Origin of the sequence: Streptomyces sp. NPDC049585, from assembly GCF_040675615.1 — a bacterium.
GTDB lineage: Bacteria > Actinomycetota > Actinomycetes > Streptomycetales > Streptomycetaceae > Streptomyces > Streptomyces luteosporeus.
The window spans coordinates 27315-44839 of the sequence record NZ_JBFAPE010000032.1; the positions used below are offsets into that span (position 1 = coordinate 27315).

General features: G+C 75.3%; 15 protein-coding genes. 8 read left to right on the top strand and 7 right to left on the bottom strand.

Annotated features, from left to right (window positions below; translation table 11 throughout):
• Positions 1-84 precede the first annotated feature (84 nt).
• Entirely contained in the window at positions 85-744 is a 660-nt protein-coding gene (locus tag AB0K17_RS25505; RefSeq protein WP_365984351.1) for a septum formation initiator family protein, read from the bottom strand.
• Positions 741-1700: a 16S rRNA (cytosine(1402)-N(4))-methyltransferase RsmH gene (gene rsmH, locus AB0K17_RS25510; protein WP_365984352.1), complete on the bottom strand. Its 960-nt coding sequence runs from the start codon at positions 1698-1700 to the stop codon at positions 741-743. The genes AB0K17_RS25505 and rsmH overlap by 4 nt, the downstream gene beginning before the upstream one ends.
• A gap of 294 nt (positions 1701-1994) precedes the next feature.
• Here rsmH and AB0K17_RS25515 point away from each other — a divergent pair, with 294 nt between their 5' ends.
• From AB0K17_RS25515 to AB0K17_RS25530, 4 genes are all read left to right on the top strand, one after another.
• Positions 1995-2552, top strand: coding sequence for a carbonic anhydrase (locus AB0K17_RS25515; RefSeq protein ID WP_365968295.1), 558 nt, complete (start codon positions 1995-1997; stop codon positions 2550-2552).
• Between the two features lie 196 nt (positions 2553-2748).
• On the top strand, positions 2749-3759 hold the full coding sequence (locus tag AB0K17_RS25520; protein ID WP_365984353.1) for a MoxR family ATPase: 1011 nt from the start codon (positions 2749-2751) through the stop codon (positions 3757-3759).
• On the top strand, positions 3759-5123 hold the full coding sequence (locus AB0K17_RS25525; RefSeq protein ID WP_365984354.1) for a DUF58 domain-containing protein: 1365 nt from the start codon (positions 3759-3761) through the stop codon (positions 5121-5123). The genes AB0K17_RS25520 and AB0K17_RS25525 overlap by 1 nt, the downstream gene beginning before the upstream one ends.
• Positions 5120-7495, top strand: coding sequence for a DUF3488 and transglutaminase-like domain-containing protein (locus AB0K17_RS25530; protein ID WP_365984355.1), 2376 nt, complete (start codon positions 5120-5122; stop codon positions 7493-7495). Before AB0K17_RS25525 ends, AB0K17_RS25530 begins: the two co-directional genes overlap by 4 nt.
• 199 nt (positions 7496-7694) lie before the next feature.
• Here AB0K17_RS25530 and AB0K17_RS25535 read toward each other — a convergent pair whose 3' ends face one another.
• Positions 7695-8078 (bottom strand): DUF3040 domain-containing protein, encoded by a 384-nt coding sequence (locus tag AB0K17_RS25535; RefSeq protein WP_365968291.1) that lies wholly within the window; start codon positions 8076-8078, stop codon positions 7695-7697.
• Between the two features lie 392 nt (positions 8079-8470).
• Complete coding sequence (locus tag AB0K17_RS25540; protein ID WP_365968290.1) at positions 8471-9226, bottom strand: methyltransferase domain-containing protein; 756 nt, start codon at positions 9224-9226, stop codon at positions 8471-8473.
• Positions 9227-9440: 214 nt separating this feature from the next.
• Here AB0K17_RS25540 and AB0K17_RS25545 point away from each other — a divergent pair, with 214 nt between their 5' ends.
• From AB0K17_RS25545 to AB0K17_RS25560, 4 genes are all read left to right on the top strand, one after another.
• Entirely contained in the window at positions 9441-10274 is an 834-nt protein-coding gene (locus AB0K17_RS25545; RefSeq protein WP_365984356.1) for an ATP-binding cassette domain-containing protein, read from the top strand.
• Positions 10246-12387: a YhgE/Pip domain-containing protein gene (locus tag AB0K17_RS25550; RefSeq protein ID WP_365984357.1), complete on the top strand. Its 2142-nt coding sequence runs from the start codon at positions 10246-10248 to the stop codon at positions 12385-12387. Before AB0K17_RS25545 ends, AB0K17_RS25550 begins: the two co-directional genes overlap by 29 nt.
• A 35-nt stretch (positions 12388-12422) precedes the next feature.
• Positions 12423-13037 (top strand): TetR/AcrR family transcriptional regulator, encoded by a 615-nt coding sequence (locus AB0K17_RS25555; protein ID WP_365984358.1) that lies wholly within the window; start codon positions 12423-12425, stop codon positions 13035-13037.
• A gap of 271 nt (positions 13038-13308) precedes the next feature.
• Positions 13309-14808, top strand: a complete 1500-nt coding sequence (locus tag AB0K17_RS25560; RefSeq protein ID WP_365984359.1) for an NAD(P)/FAD-dependent oxidoreductase — start codon at positions 13309-13311, stop codon at positions 14806-14808.
• 26 nt (positions 14809-14834) lie between these two features.
• On the opposite strand, the gene AB0K17_RS25565 is transcribed toward AB0K17_RS25560, so the two are convergent.
• The 3 genes from AB0K17_RS25565 to thiE form a co-directional block, all read right to left on the bottom strand.
• A complete protein-coding gene (locus AB0K17_RS25565) occupies positions 14835-15764 on the bottom strand; it encodes a hypothetical protein (protein WP_365984360.1) in 930 nt (309 codons plus the stop codon).
• A gap of 41 nt (positions 15765-15805) precedes the next feature.
• Positions 15806-16723, bottom strand: a complete 918-nt coding sequence (gene metF / locus AB0K17_RS25570; RefSeq protein ID WP_365984361.1) for a methylenetetrahydrofolate reductase [NAD(P)H] — start codon at positions 16721-16723, stop codon at positions 15806-15808.
• A gap of 119 nt (positions 16724-16842) precedes the next feature.
• Positions 16843-17499 (bottom strand): thiamine phosphate synthase, encoded by a 657-nt coding sequence (thiE, locus tag AB0K17_RS25575; protein ID WP_365984362.1) that lies wholly within the window; start codon positions 17497-17499, stop codon positions 16843-16845.
• Between the last annotated feature and the right edge of the window lie 26 nt (positions 17500-17525).

A 17525-nucleotide genomic window follows, 5' to 3' on the forward strand; every position in this document is an offset into this window, starting at 1 on the left:
GAATCCGTTGCGGGTGCTGCCTGTCTGCTGTGGTTTCGTCTGCCTGCTGCTCGCCACGGGTGCCGTCCGTGCGCCGGCCCGCTCCTAGCCGGTGCGGTGCCCGGCCTGCGGGCCCGCCCCGCCCGGCGGCTGGGGCAGGGCCGGCGCGGGCGGGAGCGCCGGGGCGGGGGCGTCGGCCGCGGGCCGCTCGGGGGCGTCGCCGCGCTGCTCGGCGGGCGGCGCGGCGGGCGCGCGGCCGCCCGTGGGCGCCGTCCCGGGGGCGGCCGGCGGCGCGGGGGGCGCCTGCGGGGCCACGGTCGCGGGGGGCACCAGCAGCGGGTCGGGGGCGGTGGCCGGCTCGTGCGGCGCCGCGGGCGCGGTGTACGAGGCCGGGGCGGCGGGGTCCTCGGTGCCGGCGGGCGCGGGGACGCCCCGTACGGTGCCGTCGGGGCCCAGGAAGGCCGGGCTGCCGCCGGGGACCATGCCCATCTCGCGGGCGCGGCGCTCCAGGGCGTCGGGCGCGGCGAGCTGGTCGACCTCCTGCTGCAGGGCCTGCTGCTCGTCGGTGAGCTCGGTGGTCTTGCGCTGCAGCCTGCTCAGCTCGAAGGAGCCCTGGTTGAGGGAGGAGTTGAGCAGCAGCAGGGAGATCAGCCCGGAGCCCAGCAGCACCACGACCAGCAGGACGAAGGGGGTGCGGCGGGCGCCGGTGGGCCCGGCCGGCAGGACCCGCGCCAGGCGGGTGCCGCGCCGGGCGGCCGGGCTCACCGGACGTCCTCGCGGATGCGTTCGACGCCGCGCAGCCGGGCGGGGGCGGCTCGCCGGTTCTCGGCGACCTCCTCCTCGGTGGGCAGCTCGGCGCCGCGCGTGAGGAGCTTCAGGCGCGGCTGGTACTCCTCGGGCACCACCGGCAGCCCGGGCGGGGCGGTGCTCGTCGCGCCGGCCGCGAAGACCGACTTGACGATGCGGTCCTCCAGCGACTGGTACGACAGCACGACGACGCGGCCGCCGACGGCGATGGCCTCGACGGCGGCGGGAATGGCCGCCTCCACGCTGGCCAGCTCCCCGTTGACCTCGATGCGCAGGGCCTGGAAGGTGCGCTTGGCCGGGTTGCCGCCGTGCCGCTTGGCGGCCTGCGGCAGGGCGTCGCGGATGAGCTCCACGAGCCGGGCGCTGTTGGTGAAGGGCTCCTTCTCGCGCTCGCGCACGATGGCGGAGACGATGCGCTTGGCCTGCTTCTCCTCGCCGTACGCGCGCAGGATGCGCACCAGCTCGCCGGGCGGGTAGCTGTTGAGGACCTCGGCGGCGCTCATGCCGGTCGTCTGGTCCATGCGCATGTCCAGGGGGGCGTCCTGGGCGTAGGCGAAGCCGCGGTCGGCCTCGTCGAGCTGCATGGAGGACACGCCGAGGTCGAACAGGACGCCCTGGACGCGGTCGATGCCCAGGCGCTCCAGCACCTCGGGCAGCTCGTGGTAGACGGCCCGCACCAGCGTGGCGCGGTCGCCGTAGGGCGCCAGGCGCTCGGTGGCCAGGGCCAGGGCCGAGGGGTCGCGGTCGAGGGCGACGAGCCGGACGTCGGGGAAGGTCTTCAGCAGCGCCTCGCTGTGGCCGCCCAGGCCCAGGGTGCAGTCGACGACGACCGCTCCGGGGGTGGCGAGGGCAGGGGCGAGCATGTCCAGACAGCGCTGGAGCATGACGGGGACGTGTCGCGCGTTGCTGCTCATGCGCCCTTCAGTCGGCTACGGCGAGCGCGGCGGCACGCACCCACCGGGTCCCCGCCCGCTCGAAGGGGAAGGGGTGCGGCCGGGCGCCGGGGAAGGGACGCCGGGACGAACCGGAGCGGGAGGAGGCCGAGGGGTACGTACGCACCGTGCCACGTGGTGGTTCTTCGGTTCCGGGGAGCGTCGGGCCTCCCACTTCGCGCCACTTTAGTGCACTCGTCCCCCCGGTCAACCAACCGACCTGCGCGTCCCGCTCGCGGGGTGCATCGAAGCAGGACGGCGACTACCTTGATCTCCATGTCGATATCGCAGTCGCCGTCGCCCTCGCCGTCCCCCGCCTCCCCGGAACGGCACGAACCCACGGTCACCGACCGTCTGGTCGAGGCCAACGCCCGCTACGCCGAGCACTTCACCGACCCGGGCATGGACGCCCGTCCCGTCCTGAAGGTCGCGGTCGTGGCCTGCATGGACGCCCGCATCGACCTGCACGCCGCACTCGGCCTGGAGCTCGGCGACTGCCACACCATCCGCAACGCCGGCGGTGTGGTCACCGACGACATCATCCGCTCCCTCACCATCAGCCAGCGCGCGCTGGGCACCCGCTCCGTGGTGCTGATCCACCACACCGGCTGCGGCCTGCTCAACCTGACCGAGGACTTCCGGCACGAGATCGAGGCCGAGGTCGGCCAGCGGCCCGCCTGGGCGGTGGAGGCCTTCAAGGACCTCGACCAGGACGTGCGCCAGTCCATGCAGCGCGTGCGCACCTCCCCCTTCCTGCCCCACCGCGACGACGTGCGGGGCTTCGTCTTCGACGTCACCACGGGACGGCTGCGCGAGATCGACCCGCGGCCGTGAGGCCCGCGGCCGGGGCGGCGCTCCCGGGCGAGTTATCCACAGGCGGTGACGGGACGCCGCGCGGGCGGACAGAATGCCGGAAGGACGCCCGGCCCGAAGGCGCGGTCGGGGCGTTTGCGCCACGGGGCTGGGCCGGGTGGAGTTCGTCGGGATGTCCGTCGGGCCCCGGTCCTTGGGACGGGCCGAGGAGGGCCGGGTGACGACCTATGACGAGCGAGCGGGCCTGAGCAGCGATCCGAGCGAGCTGACCGCGACCGCGGAGCGGGTGCGCCGGTCGGTGGAGAGCGTGATCGAGGGCAAGCCCGAGGTCGTCCGGGTCGCGCTGACCGTGCTGCTGGCCGAGGGGCACCTGCTCATCGAGGACGTGCCGGGCGTGGGCAAGACGATGCTCGCCAAGGCGCTGGCCCGGTCGGTGGACTGCTCGGTGCGCCGCATCCAGTTCACCCCCGACCTGCTGCCCTCGGACATCACCGGGGTGAGCATCTACGACCAGCAGCGCCGCGACTTCGAGTTCAAGCCCGGCGCGATCTTCGCGCAGATCGTCATCGGCGACGAGATCAACCGGGCCTCCCCCAAGACGCAGTCCGCGCTGCTGGAGTCGATGGAGGAGCGGCAGGTCACCATCGACGGCCACACCTACGAGCTGCCCAGCCCCTTCATGGTGGTGGCCACGCAGAACCCGGTGGAGATGGAGGGCACCTACCCGCTGCCCGAGGCGCAGCGCGACCGCTTCATGGCCCGGGTCTCCATGGGCTACCCCGGCCCCGAGGCGGAGCTGCGGATGCTCGACCTGCACGGCGGCTTCTCCCCGCTGGAGGAGCTGCAGCCGGTGGCGCACGCCGACGAGGTCCTCAAGCTCGTCGACGCCGTGCGCGCGGTGCACGTCTCCGAGGCCGTGCGGCGCTACACGGTGGAGCTGGTCACCGCCACCCGGCACCACCCGGAGCTGCGCCTGGGCGCCTCGCCGCGGGCCACCTTGCACCTGATGCGCGCGGCGAAGGCCGCGGCCGCCCTGGCCGGGCGCGACTACGCGCTGCCCGACGACGTGCGCATACTGGCGGGGGCGGTGCTCGCGCACCGGCTGCTGCCGACGGCGCAGGCACAGCTGAACCGGCGCACGGCCGAGCAGATCGTCGCCGACATCCTGCGGCACACCCCGCTGCCCGACCCGTTCGGGCAGCAGCCGCCGGGCGCCCGGAGACGGTGATGTCCGTCCTTTCCGGTCCGCCGGGGCGCACCGGCGGACGCGGCGGGCTGCGGGCCGCCTTCGGGGGGCTGACCACCCGGGGTCGTTCCTTCCTCGCCGCGGGCCTGGCCGCCGCCGGCTGCGCATACGTCCTCGGCCAGGCCGACCTGTTGCGGGTGGGTCTGCTGCTGGCCGTGCTGCCGCTGGTGTGCGTGGTGGTGCTGCACCTCACCCGCCACCGGGTCGCCAGCAGCCGGCAGCTGTCGCCGGCCCGGGTGCCCGCGGGCGGCGAGGCCCGGGTCGACCTGAGCGTCGCCAACGTCTCCCGGCTGCCCACCGGCCTGCTGATGCTGCAGGACCGCCTGCCCTACGTGCTCGGGCCGCGCCCACGGTTCGTCCTGGACCGGATGGAGCCCGGCGCCCGGCGCGAGGTGTCCTACCGGATCCGCGCCGACCTGCGCGGCCGCTACCCGCTGGGGCCGCTGCAGCTGCGCCTGACCGACCCGTTCGGCATGTGCGAGCTCACCCGCGGCTTCAGCACCCACGACACGCTGACCGTGGTGCCGCGCACCGAGACGCTGCCGCCCCTGCGGCTGGGCGGCGAGACCGCCGGCCACGGCGACGGCAGCCTGCGCTCCCTGGCCCTGGCCGGCGAGGACGACGTCATCCCCCGCGGCTACCGGCACGGCGACGACCTGCGCCGGGTGCACTGGCGCTCCACCGCCCGCCACGGCGAGCTCATGGTCCGCCGGGAGGAGCAGCCGCAGCGGGCGCACGCCACCGTGCTGCTCGACACCCGGGCGATCGCCTACGCGGGCGCCGGCCCCGACGCGCCGTTCGAGTGGGCGGTCTCCGCCGCCGCCTCCGCGGCCCTGCACCTGCTGGAGCGCGGCCTCGCCGTCCGGGTGCTGACGGACACCGGCACGATCGTGCCGGGCCCGGACGGCTTCGGCGGCCCCACCGGCCCCGGCCCGCAGGGGGCCGACGCGGCGGGCCTGCTGCTCGACACGCTCGCCGTCGTCGACCACTCCGAGGAGGACGGTCTGTCCGCCGCGTACGACGCCCTGCGCACGGGCGGCGGGGCGGGCCTGCTCGTGGCCTTCCTCGGCACCCTCGACGACGAGCAGGCCGCGGTGGCCGCACGGATGCGCCAGCGCGCCGGTACGGCCGTGGCCTTCGTCCTCGACAGCGTCTCCCGGCCCGTCCCCGCCCCCGGGCGCCCCGGGAGCCCGCCGGCCGCGGACCACCTGGAGGTCCTGCGCGCCGCGGGCTGGTCGGCGCTGGCCGTCGGCCCCGGCACCCCGCTGGCCGCGCTGTGGCGGCTGGCCGCCTCCCCCGAGGCACGCACGGCGGCAGCGGGCGGCGCGGCGAGGGAGCGGGCATGAGCGGACGGACACGACTGGCGATCTGCGGGCTGCTGGCCACCCTCGCCGCCTCCTGCGCCATGCTGCCGCTGGTCGAGCGGCCCGTGTGGGCCGCCCAGGCCGCCGTGCTGCTGGCCCTGCAGACCGCTGTCGGCGCCGCCACCCGCCGGGTGCCGCTCGCCCGCTGGCTGACGCTCGCGCTGCAGGCCGCGAGCACCGTGCTGCTGCTCACCCTCGCCTTCGCCCGCTCCCGGGCCGTCGCCGGGGTGCTGCCCGGCCCCGACGCCCTGGCCGCGCTCGGCGACCTGCTGCAACAGGGCGCCCAGGACGTGGGCCGCTACGCCATCCCGGCCCCCGCCACGCCCGGCATCCGGCTGCTGCTCGTGGGCGGGGTCCTGGCCGTCGGGCTGGTGGTGGACGCCCTCGCGGTCACCTTCCGCAGCGCGGCCCCGGCCGGGCTGCCGCTCCTCGCGCTGTACTCGATCGGCGCCGGGCTGGCCAAGGGCCACACCGGCTGGCTGTGGTTCCTCACCGCAGCCGGCGGCTACCTGCTGCTGCTCCTGCTGGCCGAGGGCCGCGACCGCCTCGCCCGCTGGGGGCGGGTCTTCCCCGCCGGCACCCGGCCACCGGGCTTTGCGGGCAGCCCGGCCACGACGGCCGGCGGGCCCGCCCTGGCCCCGGTGCGCACCGGGCGGCGCATCGCCGCGCTCTCGCTCGGCATCGCCCTCGCCCTGCCCGCCGTGCTGCCCTCCATCGGCGGCGGGCTGCTCGGGGCCCGTGGCCGGAGCGAGGGCGACGGGCCGGGCGGGGGCACCATCTCCGCCGTCAATCCCCTGGTCTCCCTGCAGAACAGCCTCAACCAGCCGGAGAACCGCGAGGTCCTGCGCTACCGCAGCACCTCCCAGTCCGTGCAGGACCTCTATCTGCGCATCGTCGCCCTCGACCGGTTCGACGGCGCGTCATGGCGGGCCTCGGAGCGCCGCATCACCGACGTGCCCAGCCCCCTGCCGACGCCCGCCGGGCTGTCGCCGGCCACCCGCGTCACCCCGGTCGGCACCTCCGTCGCGGCCGCCGCCGGCTACGGCCAGAACTATCTGCCCATGCCGTATCCGGCCGCACAGGTCACGGCACCGGGCAAGTGGCGCTACGAGCCCGCCGGGCGGACGCTGGTCGGCGACCACGGCCAGACCACGCGCGGCGTGCGCTACCAAGTCACCAGCCTGCACGTGGAACCGACGGCCGCTCAGCTCGCCGCCGCCCCCGCACCGCCCGAGGACCTGCTGCGCGAGTACACCAAGGTGCCCTCGTCCCTGCCCGCGGTCGTCGCGCAGACGGCCCGTGAGGTGACCGCCGGCGCCGCGAACGCCTACGAGCAGGCCGTCCGGCTGCAGGACTGGTTCGCGGTCAGCGGCGGTTTCCGCTACGACACCGAAGCGGCCGCAGGTGGCGGCACCGACGCCCTGGCCCGCTTCCTGCGCGACCGGCAGGGCTTCTGCGTCCACTTCTCCTTCTCCATGGCCGCCATGGCCCGGACGCTGGGCATCCCGGCGCGGGTGGCCGTCGGCTTCACCCCGGGCACCCCGCAGTCGGACGGCTCGGTGTCTGTGGGCACCAAGGACGCGCACGCCTGGCCCGAGCTGTACTTCGAGGGGGCCGGGTGGACGCGGTTCGAGCCGACCCCGAGCCGGGGGACGACACCGGACTACAGCGTGGCGCAGCAGGCCCCCGTGCCCGACCCGGGTGCCCCGCAGCCCGCTCCGCGCCCGCGCTCGGTGCCGTCCGGGGCGCCGGCGATCCCTCAGGGTTGCCCGCCCGAGCTGAAGAAGCTCGACGGCTGCACGGCCCCCGCGCCGCAGGCGGCGGACGGCGGTGCCGACACCGGCCCCGGGCCACTGACCGTGGTCGCAGTCGTCCTGGCGGCCCTGGCCGCCCTGCTGCTGCCGGCGCTGCCGCTGCTGTGGCGGGTGACGGTGAGAGGCCGGCGGCTGGGCGGCAAGGCTCCCGAGCCCACCCTCGCCGCCTGGCGCGAACTCACGGACTCCGCGTGGGACTACGGTGCGCTCATCCACGATGACGCACTGACACCACGCATGGCCGTCGACCACCTCGCCCGCACCACGGGCCTGGCCGGCGCGCCCGCCGAGGCGGCGGGGCGTGTGGCAGTGGCGGTGGAGCAGGTGCTGTACGCGCCACCCGGGCGCGCCGACGCCACGGACGTCACGAGCGTCACGGCCGATGTCGCCGTGGTGCGCGATGCCCTGCGGGCGTCGGCCCGGCGCCGCGCCCGCATACGGGCCGTACTGGCGCCACGGTCGGCGGTGCGGCTGCTGTGGGCGGCACGGGCCCGCTGGGCCCGGACCACGGCGCGACTGCGCCGCCACGGCGCCCCGTAGGGGCGCGGGGAACTGCGCGACAAGCCACGACGCGCCCGCAGGGTCCCGTGCCGGCACGTCGACCGTGGGCCGTCGGTGGCCGGTCGCGCCCGCGCGGCGGCAGCCGCAGACCGACGCCGCTCCGCACCCCTTGGAGGGTGCTCGTACGCCGCGGGGCCGGCGACGACGATGTCGTCCCGGCCCCGCGAGCGCAGAAGTATCAGTGGCCCTGCTCATCGCGCCGGCGCTGCCAGCGCTGTTCGATGCGGTCCATCATGCCGCGCCGGCGCGGCATGTGGAGGCCGCCGCCCCGCTGGGGAGCCGCGCCGGGGCGCGGCGCCTTGCGCCAGCCCGTGACCGCCAGCACCGCGCAGCCGAGCATGACGAGGAAGCCGACGACGCTGATCCAGATGCGCTGGGCGACCATTCCGGCCATGAGGAGCGCGATGCCCACCAGAAAACCCGCGACCGCCTGGTAGACCCGTCGCCGGGTGTACGTACGCAGGCCGCTGCCCTCGAGCGCTGTCGCGAACTTGGGATCTTCGGCGTACAGCGCTCGCTCCATCTGCTCGAGCATGCGCTGCTCGTGCTCCGAGAGCGGCACGGAGTCCTCCTACTCGTCGGTCGCGGGGGGCGACCGGGGTGCGACCCTTTCAGGATAGGCAGGGAATCGCCCCCGTGAAACCCGCCCCTGTGCGCCAATTCGGCCACCGGACCCGGTGTGCGAACGATGCCGTCGGGACGTACATTCCCTGCCCGCCGACCCGCCATGCCGGACGGTGTCCCTCGATCATACGGGGCGGACGCCCTGATCGGGCGGGCCGTGCACCGCCCGCGGGAGGCGGCCGGAAACAGGGCCTGTCCGACGGATCGTGCGGTGCCCCTCAGGGCGCAGGGCAGTGCCGATCTGCGGCTGGCATGTCATCTGCGGGTGCGTCGTGGCTTGTCGCGCAGTTCCCCGCGCCCCTTACGGGGCGAAGGTTCGCCGGATATGCCCTAGCCGCGTTCCGCCAGGACGTGCAGCTGCGTGGCCACCGAGTGGAAGGCCGGCAGCTCGGCCGCGGCGGCCTCCAGCTGCAGCAGGGCGTCCATCGCGCCCGGCTCGGCGTCGACGAGCACGCCCGGCACGAGGTCGGCGAAGACCCGCACGCCGTGCACCGCGGAGACCTCCAGCCCCGCGTCGGTGACATGGGCCGAGAGCTGTTCGGCGGTGAAGCGGTGGGTGAGCGGGTCGCCGGCGCCCCACAGGCCGGCGGGGTCGGCGAGGGCCGTCCGTGCCTCGGTGAAGTGCCCGGCGAGGGCGCGGGCGAGGACGGCGCCGCCGAGACCGGCGGCGAGCAGGCTCAGGGTGCCGGAGGGCCGCAGGGCGGCGACGGCGTTGCGCACGGACTCGGCCGGGTCCTCGACGTACTCCAGGACGCCGTGGCACAGCACGACGTCGAAGCCGTCGCGCTCGACGACGTCGAACAGGCCGTGGGCGTCGCCCTGGACGCCGCGCACGAGGTCGGCGACGCCGGCCTCGGCGGCCCGGCGCTCCAGCGCGAACAGGGCGTTGGGGCTGGGGTCGACGACGGTGACGCGGTGGCCGAGCCGGGCGAGCGGGACCGCGAACTTCCCCGAGCCGCCACCGGTGTCGAGGACCTCCAGGGCCTGCCGGCCGGTGGCCTCGACCCGGCGGCCGAGGGCGTCGCGCAGGACGTCCCAGACCACGGCGGTACGCAGGGATGCCCGGGGGCGCAGGGGGTCGGACACGGCGGATGACTCCTCGGCGGTGACGGCGGTGCGCTGATCGACCGTGCGGTGATCGGGGCCAGCCTACTGGGGCTGCCGTCCGGCCGCCGCCGACCGGCTCCCACCTGCGCGAACTCCCCGGAGGCGACCCCGGGTTGAGGCCCGCGCGCCGCGTCCGCCATACTTTTTGCACTGACTGGTCAGTCAAAAGTTCGCCGAGCGTATCGGAGGGCACATGAGCAGCAGCACCGCACCGGACGGAACCATGGGCACCGCAGCCGCGATCGCGGCCCGCGGCCTGGGCGTCAAGGGCCCGCGCGGCTGGGTCTTCCGGTCCGTGGACATCAGCGCGCCACCGGGCTCGCTCGTCGCGGTCGCCGGCCCCTCGGGCTCGGGCCGCACCTGTCTTCTGCTCACCCTCACCGGACGTATGCGCCCCAGCGCCGGACACGCCGAGGTCGCGGGGCTGCCGCTGCCGCGCCGGATGGCGGCCGTGCGGCGGGTGAGCGCGCTCGCCCACGTGCCCGGCGTCGCCGAGCTCGACGCCTCGCTCACCGTGGCCGAGCACCTGCGGGAGGGCGCCCTGCTGCAGCAGCGCTTCGGCTCCCTGCGCGGCCTGCTGCGGCCGCGCGCCGGGCGCGCCGCGGCCGCGGCGGCCCGCAGGGAGGCCGCCCTGGCCGCGGTCGGGCTGGACGTCGAGGCCCTGCCCAAGGGCGCCCGGACCGTCGTGCGCGACCTGGGCCGGCTCCAGGCGCTGCGGCTCTCGCTCGCCGTGGCGCTGCTGGGCGGACCGCGGCTGCTCGCCGTGGACGACACCGACCTCAAGCTCTCCCCTGCCGAACGGCAGGCCGTCTGGGCGCTGCTGCGCTCGCTCGCCGCGCGGGGCGACGTGACGGTGCTCGCCGTGTGCTCCGAGGCGCCCGAGGGCGCCGTCGTGGTGCGCACCGATGCCGGCAGCACCGATGCCGGCAACAGCGATGTCGACTCCACGATCGCCACCACCGCCACCGCCACGACCTCCACCACGAAGGGAGAGGCGGATGCGCTCGCCGAAGCTGGCCGCCCTTGAGCTGAAACGATTCGGCCGGGGCCGGCTGCCGCGGGCCGCGCTGGTGGCGCTCCTGCTGCTGCCCCTGCTCTACGGCGCCCTGTACCTGTGGTCGTTCTGGGACCCCTACGGCCGGCTGGACAAGGTGCCCGTCGCGCTCGTCAACGAGGACCGCGGCGCCACCGTGGACGGCAAGCGCCTCGCGGCGGGCGACAGCATCGTCCAAGGGCTGCGCGAGAGCCGGACGTTCCAGTGGCACGAGACGGATGCCGCGCGGGCCCGCGACGGGCTGGACAAGGGCCGGTACTACCTCTCGCTGACCATTCCGGCCGGTTTCAGCGAGCGGCTCGCCTCCAGCTCCGGCGACCGGCCCGTCACCGGCGCCCTGCAGGTGCGCACCAACGACGCCAACAACTACATCGTCGGACAGATATCGCGCTCCGTCTTCTCCGAGGTCCGCGCGGCAGCCTCCCGCAAGACCTCGCGCTCCTTCTACGACAAGATCTTCGTCTCCTTCTCCGGCATTCACGGCAAGACCGTCCAGGCGGCGCAGGGCGCCGACCAGCTGGGGGAAGGCATCGACAAGGCCGGCAAGGGCGCCGGCGACCTGAAGGACGGCCTGACCGAGGCCCGCCGCGGCAGCGGCAGCCTCCAGAACGGCGTGGGCAAACTGCAGGACGGCGCCGGCACCCTGGACACCGCCTCCGGCGAACTCGCCACGGGCGCCGAGAAGGTGGCCGCCGGCACCCAGCAGCTCGCCGACAAGGTCAATCGCGCGGCCCGCGAGGGCGGCGCGTTCGTCAAGGACAACGCCGAGGAGATCGGGCGGACCGCCCGCCTGGTGGCCACCGCCGCCGGCACCCTGCGCGAGCACCTGTCCGACCTGCCCTCCCCCGCCACGGCGGCCGCCCTGGCCCGGGCCGCCGCGGACAGCGCGGACGCCCTGTCCGCCGCGTACGACAAGAGCTGCACGAGCGCCCCGGCCCGCGGTGCCCCGGCCGACTACTGCCCCGTCCTGCAGAAGGCCGTGACGGCCGCCCGCCGGTCGGCGGACGCGGCCGAACGCCTGCACACCCTCGTGCAGAACAAGAACGGCGAACTGGGCACGCTTGCCGGCAAGCTGGAGACCCTGCGCACCTACGCCGGGCGCCTGGCCGACGAGGCCCCGCGCCTGGGACAGGACATCGACAGCGCCGTCGCCAAGGTCAACGCCCTCAACGACGGCGCCCAGCGCCTGGCCGACGGGGCCGGCCGCATCCACCAGGGCGCCGGCCGCCTGCACAGCGGGCTGGGCGACGCCAAGGACGGCGCGGCCCGCCTCGACGGCGGCATCGGCAAGCTGCGCGACGGCGCGGACACGCTCGAAGGCGGCATGGTCAAGCTCTCGGACGGCTCGGCCAAACTGGCGGGCGGACTGCACGACGGCGCCGCGAAGATCCCCGACTACGGGCCGAAGGACCGCGACGCACGCACCGACGTGATGGCCGACCCGGTCCGGCTGGCCTCCCAGGCCCTGCACAAGGCCCCCAACTACGGCACCGGGTTCGCCCCGTACTTCATCCCGCTGTCCCTGTGGGTCGGTGCGATGGTCGCCTACATGCTCATCCCGCCGCTCAACCGGCGCGCGCTGGCCGCCGGGGCGCCCGGCTGGCGGATCGCGCTCGCCGGCTGGCTGCCGGTCGTGGCCGTCGGCGCCCTGCAGGCCGGCGCCCTGCTGGCCGTCCTGCACTGGGCGGTGGGCCTGCAGATGGCCGACGCGGCCGGCACGGCGGGCTTCCTCGTGCTGGTGGCGGCCTGCTTCGCGGCGATCGTGCAGTGGCTGGGCGCCCGCTTCGGGCCGGCCGGGCGCATCCTCGTCCTGGCCCTGCTCATGCTGCAGCTGACCTCGGCGGGCGGCACCTACCCGGTGCAGACCAGCCCCGGCTTCTTCAACGCCCTGCATCCCTTCCTGCCGATGAGTTACGTCGTCGACGCGCTGCGGCACCTGATCACCGGCGGCCCGTCGGCGCCGGTGTGGCAGGCGTGCGGCGTCCTGGCGGCGTTCACCGCCGGTGCGCTGGCGCTGACGGCGTGGGCGGCGCGCGGCAAACAGGTCTGGTCCGTGGACCGGTTGCACCCGGAGCTGAGTCTGTGAGCGCGCAGGCGGTCGGTACGGGGAGAATCACCGGCATGGACAGCAGCGGTACGCGCCGGCAGAACACCCGGCGCCGGCTCTTCGAGGCAGCGGTCACCCTCATCGCGGAACAGGGCTTCTCCTCCACCACGGTGGACGAGATCGCCGAGCGCGCCGGCGTGGCCAAGGGCACGGTCTACTACAACTTCGCCAGCAAGACCGTCCTCTTCGAGGAGCTGCTGCGGCACGGCATCGAGCTGCTGACCGACTCCCTGCAGGCCGCCGCCGACGACACGGCCGAGCGCGGCGGCAGCCGCGTGGACGCGCTCGACGCGATGATCCGCGCCGGCCTGGACTTCATCACCCGCTATCCGGCGCTGATGCAGCTGTACGTGGCGGAGCTGTGGCGCACCAACCGGGCCTGGCAGTCGACGCTGATGCATGTGCGGCGCAAGGCGATCGCGGTCATCGAGTCGGTGCTGCGGGACGCGGTCGCGGGCGGCGAGCTGAGCGAGGAGCTCGACGTCCCGCTGACGGCCTCGGCGTTGTTCGGCATGGTGCTGGTGGCGGCGCTGGACTGGCAGTCCTTCCAGCCGGAGCGGTCCATCGACGAGGTGCACTCGGCGCTCTCGCGCCTGCTGCAGGGCCGCGTCAGCGGCGCACGGCCGTGACGGTACGGGCCGATCCCCCTCGGCCCGCACCGCCACGGCTCTCCCCCGCGGTTCCCCCCGTGGTTCCCCCCTGGTCTCTCCCCCCCGTCGCGGCGAGGGCCGCCGGGGCCGTTCCGCCGCCCCGTGCCGGCGGGCGCCGGCCCCGGCGGTTTCCCTTTCCGCGGGCTCCACTCTCGCGCACCGGGCGGGGCCGGCCCATCCGCGCACATACTCATCCGCGGGCCTGAGTACGGGTACTCAGACGCCTCCTGCCTGCGGATAGAGTCGGCGCATGGCACGGATTGTGGTGATCGGCGCCGGGATGGGCGCGATGGCCGCCGCCGCCCGGCTCGCCGTCGCGGGTCACCGGGTGGCGGTGTACGAGCGGTCGGGTACGTACGGCGGCGGTCTGGGGCGCCTGGCGCGGGACGGGTTCGTCTTCGACACGGGGCCGGGGCTGCTGCACCTGCCGGCCGTCTACCGCGACCTGTTCGTCAAGACGGGCAAGGAGTCGCTGGAACAGAGCCTGGAGATGGTCCAGGTCGACCCGGCCGCCCGGCACGTCTTCGCCGACGGCACCTCCTTCGCCCTGCCCGACGCCTCCCGTGCCGGTGTCGTGGCCGCGCTGGACGCCGCCGTCGGCGCCGGGGCGGGAGAGCGCTGGAGCGAGCTGATGGTGCGTGCGCGCGAGGTGTGGGACGCCACGCGCCGGCCGTTGCTGGAGGAGCCGCTGCGGCCCGAGCGCGTCGGGCCCCTGGGGCAGGACCCCTACCCGGCGCCGCGCCGGCGCGGGCTGCTGCGGCGTGCTGCGCCGGCCACGCTGGCGCAGGTGGGTGCGCGGGAGTTGAAGGATCCGCGCCTGGTGGCGCTGCTGGAGGGCCATGCGCTGGCCCACGGTCTGGATCCGCGCACCGCGCCCGCGAGCGCGACCGTCCTGCCGTACATGGAGCAGACCTTCGGCACCTGGTACGTGCGCGGCGGGCTGCACGGTCTGGCGGAGGCGCTGTACGAGCGGTGCCGGGCGCGGCGCGTGGAGTTCTTCTTCGGCGCCGAGGTCGTGGACGTGGTGGAGAAGGACGGCAGGGCCGCCGGGGTGCGCCTGGCCGGCGGTGAGGTCGTCGAGGCGGACGCGGTCGTCGCGGGCGTCCCGCCCGAGCGGCTCGCGGCGCTCGCCCCGGGTGCCGGCGAGCCGGTGGGACCGGTGGCGGCCGGCCGGTTCGGCGTGTTTCTGGCCCTGCGCGGCGCGCGGCCCCCGGGTACGGCGCACCGCACGGTGGTGCACGCCCCGGACCGGGCCGCGGAGCTGGAGGGCGTCTTCGGCGCGCACGGCGGGACCGCCCACCTGCCGACGGTGACCGTGCTGCGGCCCGACGACGCGGGCACCCGCCCGGACGAGGGCCACGAAGCGGTGACGCTGACCGCGACGGTGGCCCCGCAGGGCCGCGGTGTGGACTGGACGGACGCGGCGACCGCCGCCGCGTGGGCGCAGCGGATGATCGAGGCCGCCGGAGCGGTGGTCGAGGGGCTGGGCGAGCGGGTGCTGTGGCACGAGGTGCGCACCCCCGCGGACACCGAGCGCGAGACGGGCGCCGCGGGCGGCGCGGTGCCCGCGCCCGTACTGGCCGGTGCACAGGGCGCGTTCCTGCGGCCGGGCACGGCGACACCGCTGCCCGGGTTGTACCGGGTGGGTGGGTTCGCCCATCCCGGCGGCGGGCTCGCGCACGCCGGGATGTCGGGGGCCCTGGCGGCCGGGCTGATCGTGGAGGGCGCCGGCTTCCGCGGCTCGCAGTGAGGACCTGCGGCCGGTAGGCCAGGAGGTCAGTAGCGGTAGGGCTGTTCGTCGTGGCCCTGCCCCTGTCCGGGCAGGTGCTGCGGCGGGTAGGGCGGCTGCTGGCCGGCCTGCGGGGCCGCGTCGGTGTCACGCTGCTGCGGCACCCATACGCCGCCGGGCGGGGTGTCCATGTCGTAGCGCTGGCCGCCGTAGGCTCCCTGGCCGTAGCCGCCGGAGGCGTAGCCCTGCTGCCCGTACGGCTGCTGCTGGCCGTAGGCGTCGTACTGGTCGTAGGACGGGGCGCGGTTGCCGATGTAGGGGTCGGAGTACGAGGCGTACTGGCCCTGCCCGTAGTCGAACTGGCCCGCGGGGACGCCGTCGTGGGCGGGGGTCTCCGCGGCCGGCTGCCGGCCGTAGTCGTAGCCGCCCTGGCCGGGTGCCGGGTAGCCCGCCGGGTGGGGCTGCTCGGCGGTCGGCTGCTGGGGCACGCCCGCGTCCAGGACCGGGTCGAGCAGCGCGGTGGCCTCGGCCGCCGGGGGCTCCTGGACGGCGGTCAGGGCGCCGGGGCCGCCGGCCGGGAGGGTGACGTCGGGGGCCGGGGCCGGGGCCGGCGCGGGGGCGGATGCGCCGCGGCGCTCGCCCTTGCGGCGCCGCCCGGAGCGTGCCGCCGCCCGGCCGCCGGGGGCCGGGGCCGCGGCGGGGGGCGGGGCGTCGGGCGCGTCCCCGCGGCGCAGGGCCCAGCCCATGGTGAAGCCGCGGCGGAAGGAGAGCGTGACGAAGGTCTGACCGACGGCGAAGGCGATGGCGCCCACGACGATGACGGCCACGGACGGGAAGACCACGCCCGCGACCACGCCGAGGAAGCCGGTGAAGGCGAGCAGCCGCCAGCGCAGGCGCGCCTTGTACTGCAGCAGCACCTCGGCCAGCAGCCAGAGCGCGACAACACCGAACGCGATGTAGAGGACCGTCCAGCCCATTAACGCCCCTCTCGTTCGGCCCGCCGCTTTCCGGCCGGCCTTCAGGACCGCTGGTGCAGTCCCAGATTCTCGTAGATTTCCAACGTCGCCGTGGAGTGGTTCAGGGTAATGAAGTGCAACCCGGGAATCTCCTCGGCCATCAACCGGGCACACAACCGGGTCGCGTACTCGATCCCGACCGAGCGTACAGCGACCGCGTCGCCTTGCACCGCGAGGATCCGCTCGGCGAGGTCGGAAGGGAACGTCGCGTTGCTGAGCTGTGCGAATCGTTCGATCTGGCGGACGTTGGTGACCGGCATGATCTCCGGGATGATCGGGGTGTCGCAGCCGGCGGCGGCCACCCGGTCGCGCAGCCTGAGGTAGTCCTCGGCGTGGAAGAACATCTGCGTGATGGCGAAATCGGCACCTGCCCGGCATTTGGTGACGAAGTGCCGGACGTCCGTCTCCCAGTCGGTGGAGCGCGGGTGCATCTCGGGGAAGGCGGCCACGCCCACGCAGAAGTCGCCCGACTCCTTGATCAGCCGCACCAGCTCGGCGGCGTAGCGCACGCCCTGGGGGTGGCGCACCCACTCGCCCATGGGGTCGCCGGGCGGATCGCCGCGCAGGGCGAGCATGTTGCGGATGCCCACGTCCGCGTACTGCCCGATGACATTGCGCAGCTCGGCGACCGAGTGGTTGACGGCCGTCAGGTGGGCGACGGGGGTGAGGGTGGTGTCGGTGGCGATGCGCTCAGTGGCCCGGACGGTGCCCTCGCGCGAGGAGCCGCCGGCGCCGTAGGTCACGGAGACGAAGGTGGGTGCCACCGCTTCGATGCGCCGAATGGCGTTCCACAGCGTCCGCTCGCCCTTTTCCGAGCGGGGCGCGGCGAACTCGAAGGAGTACGAACGCTCGCCCGAGGCGAGCAGCTCACGGATGGTGGGCGCGTGGTCCGTCCTGGTGGACGCTGTGCCAAGGGCCATACCGGCAAGTTAACCCGCGTTCCGACCCGACCCCAACCGAGTTCGGCTTTATGTCCGATTCGCCGATGGTGATCCGTCAATCGTCCCAGTACGTGGACAGACGGCGTACCGGGAAACGGTCACAGGTCGTAGGCGCGAAGGCGCCGGGCGAGGTCGGCGGTGGCCGCACCCGGGTCGTCCGCCTCGGTGATCGCCCGTACCACGACGACCCGCCGGGCGCCGGCATCGAGCACCTGCTCCAGGTTGCCCGCGTCGATGCCGCCGATGGCGAACCAGGGCCGCTCGGGCTTCAGCGCCGCCGCGTGGCGGACCAGGGACAGGCCCGGGGCATGGCGGCCGGGCTTGGTCGGGGTGGGCCAGCAGGGGCCGGTGCAGAAGTAGTCCACGCCGGGCTCGGCCACGGCCGCCTCGACCTCGGCCTCGGCGTGCGTGGAGCGGCCGATGAGCACGTCGGGCCCCAGGATCGCCCGGGCCGCGGGCACCGGCAGGTCGCCCTGGCCCAGGTGCAGGATGTCCGAGCCGGCCGCGTGCGCGACGTCGGCGCGGTCGTTGACGGCCAGCAGCCGGCCGTGCCGGCGCGCCGCCTCGGCGAAGAGGGCGAGGTGCTCGAGCTCCTCGCCGGCCTCCATGCCCTTGTCGCGCAGCTGGATCGCGTCCACTCCCGAGGAGAGGACGGCGTCGAGGAACTCCGGCAGGTCGCCCTGGCGCTTGCGGGCGTCCGTGCACAGGTACAGCCGGGCGTTCGCGAGCCGCTCGCGTGCTGCGGCGACGGACATGGGCGGTGGCTCCCCCGGGTCGGCGG

What these genes read in the sequence shown, in the direction of transcription:
- AB0K17_RS25560 (WP_365984359.1), top strand. Translation starts at nt 13,309, where the DNA reads ATGGCACGGATTGTGGTGATCGGCGCCGGGATGGGCGCGATGGCCGCC.
- thiE (WP_365984362.1), bottom strand. Translation starts at nt 17,499, where the DNA reads ATGTCCGTCGCCGCAGCACGCGAGCGGCTCGCGAACGCCCGGCTGTAC.
- AB0K17_RS25550 (WP_365984357.1), top strand. Translation starts at nt 10,246, where the DNA reads ATGCGCTCGCCGAAGCTGGCCGCCCTTGAGCTGAAACGATTCGGCCGG.
- AB0K17_RS25515 (WP_365968295.1), top strand. Translation starts at nt 1,995, where the DNA reads ATGTCGATATCGCAGTCGCCGTCGCCCTCGCCGTCCCCCGCCTCCCCG.
- AB0K17_RS25555 (WP_365984358.1), top strand. Translation starts at nt 12,423, where the DNA reads ATGGACAGCAGCGGTACGCGCCGGCAGAACACCCGGCGCCGGCTCTTC.
- rsmH (WP_365984352.1), bottom strand. Translation starts at nt 1,700, where the DNA reads ATGAGCAGCAACGCGCGACACGTCCCCGTCATGCTCCAGCGCTGTCTG.
- AB0K17_RS25545 (WP_365984356.1), top strand. Translation starts at nt 9,441, where the DNA reads ATGAGCAGCAGCACCGCACCGGACGGAACCATGGGCACCGCAGCCGCG.
- AB0K17_RS25525 (WP_365984354.1), top strand. Translation starts at nt 3,759, where the DNA reads ATGTCCGTCCTTTCCGGTCCGCCGGGGCGCACCGGCGGACGCGGCGGG.
- metF (WP_365984361.1), bottom strand. Translation starts at nt 16,723, where the DNA reads ATGGCCCTTGGCACAGCGTCCACCAGGACGGACCACGCGCCCACCATC.
- AB0K17_RS25565 (WP_365984360.1), bottom strand. Translation starts at nt 15,764, where the DNA reads ATGGGCTGGACGGTCCTCTACATCGCGTTCGGTGTTGTCGCGCTCTGG.
- AB0K17_RS25530 (WP_365984355.1), top strand. Translation starts at nt 5,120, where the DNA reads ATGAGCGGACGGACACGACTGGCGATCTGCGGGCTGCTGGCCACCCTC.